Raw genomic sequence first — 651 nt, 5'->3', positions numbered from 1 at the left:
GATATAAGGAAAACAGAGAGATATGATGAAAGTGAACCAGGAACGATCCTTAATCAATCCCCTCCTGGTGGTGAAAAAGTCGTCCCCGAAGATACTGTATTAGAGTTTGAAGTTAGTAAAGGACCAGAAACAATTGTCCTTAGTGATTTAACACAATACACATTAAAAAGTGCTCAGGATTACGCCTCCTTAGTAGGGCTCAATATCGAGACTGATGAAAAATATGATGAAAAAGTTCCTGTCGACATGGTTATCTCTCAATCACCAAAACCTGGAACGGAAATGACGAAGGGCGATACCATATCTGTTATAATCTCAAAAGGGAAAGAAGAAAAGCCGCCAAAAACGGTAGTGAAGGAAATTACCATTGATTATGAACCAACCGTCCCAGTCACTGGCGAACCTCTTCCAAAGCAGGAAGTTCTCATCTACATCGAAGATATGAACCATAGCATGACAGAACCGGCAGAAAACTTTTACATTACTGAAACAACGAAAAAACAAATTGAGTTAACGATTCCTTATGGCGGAAAAGCTGGCTACAAGGTTATTCGTGATAGTAAGGTCATTGCGGATGATGTCATTACCTATTCTGAAACAGAATAAATCCATATTATGATACTCTTTTAACTAGGCTGTGTTAAAGCTTAT

1 protein-coding gene is annotated in these 651 nt (G+C 38.7%); it reads left to right on the top strand.

The features are described 5' to 3' along the window. The coding region (locus tag V7137_RS23930; RefSeq protein WP_335700388.1) for a PASTA domain-containing protein at nucleotides 1-606 on the top strand (606 nt) is incomplete at its 5' end. Nucleotides 607-651: the final 45 nt, after the last annotated feature.

Source organism: Neobacillus drentensis, from assembly GCF_036962765.1.
GTDB lineage: Bacteria > Bacillota > Bacilli > Bacillales > Cytobacillaceae > Neobacillus > Neobacillus drentensis_C.
The sequence above is the reverse complement of the archived record's forward strand: the minus strand, read 5'-3'. Positions and strand labels throughout refer to the sequence as shown.